Origin of the sequence: Streptomyces sp. NPDC058239 (assembly GCF_042882185.1) — a bacterium.
In the GTDB taxonomy this organism is placed as follows: Bacteria; Actinomycetota; Actinomycetes; order Streptomycetales; family Streptomycetaceae; genus Streptomyces.
Map to the genome: position 1 here is coordinate 1 of NZ_JBHVWS010000138.1, position 2,023 is coordinate 2,023.

The 2,023-nt window shown below is 67.5% G+C and carries 1 protein-coding gene; it reads left to right on the plus strand.

Annotated features, from left to right (window positions below; translation table 11 throughout):
• Positions 1 to 25: 25 nt before the first annotated feature.
• A partial coding sequence (locus ACFVYE_RS47210) for an AMP-binding protein (protein WP_389609764.1) occupies positions 26 to 2,023 on the plus strand: 1,998 nt, incomplete at its 3' end.

The window sequence follows — 2,023 nt, forward strand, 5'->3', positions numbered from 1 at the left end:
GGCTCCTGGGTGGGAGCCGTTGCCGGTGCAGTACGCGGATTATGCGTTGTGGCAGCGTGAGCTGCTCGGTGAGGAGAGCGATCCGGAGAGTGTGCTTTCCCGTCAGGTCGCTTTCTGGCGGGAGGCTTTGGCGGGGGCTCCGGAGGAGCTGCGGCTTCCTTTCGATCATGTGCGTCCGGCGGTTGCGAGCTATCGGGGGCATCGTGTGCTCTTCGATGTTCCGGCTGAGGTGCATGCGCGTCTGGCGGAGCTGGCGCGTGCTGAGGGTGTGACGCCGTTCATGGTGCTTCAGGCTGCTCTCGCGGTGCTGTTGTCCCGGCTCGGTGCGGGTACGGACATCCCGATCGGGTCGGCGAATGCCGGGCGTACTGATGTGGCTCTCGATGATCTTGTCGGCTTCTTCGTCAATACGCTCGTGCTGCGTACGGATCTGTCCGGTGATCCGATGTTCGTCGAGGTCCTTGGCCGGGTGCGGGAGACGGGTCTGTCTGCGTTCGCCCATCAGGACGTGCCGTTCGAGCGTCTGGTGGAGGACTTGGCGCCGGCGCGTTCTCTGGCTCGGCACCCGTTGTTCCAGGTGATGCTGACTTTGCAGAACACGGCGGAGGCTTCTTTGGAGTTGCCGGGTGTTCAGGTCGGCGAGGTGGAGGAGGAGCTTGCGGCCGGTGCCTCGGCGGCGAAGTTCGATGTGTCCGTGGGTGTTGAGGAGACGTTCGATGCGCAGGGTGCCCCGGCGGGGTTGCGTGGTGTGCTGACGGCTTCGGCCGATCTGTTCGAGGCGGGTACTGCGGGGCGGCTCGCGATGCGTTTCGCGTGTGTTCTGGAGACTGTGGCGGCTGATCCGCGGTTGCGGCTGAGTGCTGTGGACGTTCTTGATGAGGTGGAGCGGCGTCGGGTTCTGGTGGAGTGGAACGACACTGCGGTCGAGGTGCCGGCCGGCATGGTGGCGGCCCGTTTCGAGGCGCAGGTGGCGCGGACGCCGGATGCGGTGGCGGTCGTGGCTGGTGGTGTGGAGGTGTCGTACGGGGAGCTGGATGCCCGTGCCAATCGGCTTGCGCACTATCTGGTGGGTCAGGGTGTGGGTGCGGAGTCGGTGGTGGGTCTGTGTCTGCCGCGTGGTGTGGAGACCATTGCTGCGATTCTGGCGGTGTGGAAGGCCGGTGCGGGTTATCTGCCGGTCGATCCGGAACAGCCCGCCGAGCGGATCTCTTTCATGCTGGCGGACAGCGGCGCGGTGGTGCTTGTGACCACCCGGGCGCTGCTTGATGGTCCGGCGGGCCGGGCGTCGTCCGTGCTCGTTCTGGATGATCCCGCGGTCGTCGCGGAGGTCGGTGCGTGCGCGGCGACCGCGCCGCAGACGGGTCCGGTGGCGGACGCGCTCGCGTACGTGATCTACACCTCGGGCTCGACGGGCACGCCCAAGGGCGTCGCGATCACACACGGCTCCCTGGCCAATTACGTCGCCACCGTCCCGGCCAGGGTCGGAATCGGCACTCCGGGGGACCGGTATGCGCTGCTTCAGGCGCAGGCCACGGACCTCGGCAACACGGTGGTGTTCGCGAGTCTGACGACCGGGGGTGAGCTGCACATCCTTGATGAGGAGGCCGCTACTGACCCGGCCGCGGTGACCGCGTATCTGACCGAGCACGCCATCGACCATGTGAAGGCGGTTCCTTCGCACTTGGCGGCCCTGGCCGCTGCCGGCGATCTGGCGGCCGTGCTGCCGGCCAAGTCGCTTGTCCTGGGTGGTGAGGCGGCTTCTCCCGCGTGGGTGCGGGACGTGTTGTCGGTCGCGGGTGAGCGTGCCGTGTTCAACCATTACGGTCCGACCGAGACCACGATCGGTGTGACCACGACGCGTCTGACGCCCGAGCGGGTGTCCGGCAGCGTCGTCCCCATCGGCTCGCCGATCCCCAACACACGCACGTACGTGCTCGACCAGTGGCTGTCTCCGGTGGCGCCGGGGGTTGCCGGTGAGCTGTATGTGGCCGGTGCGGGTCTGGCGCGCGGGTATGTGGGCCGG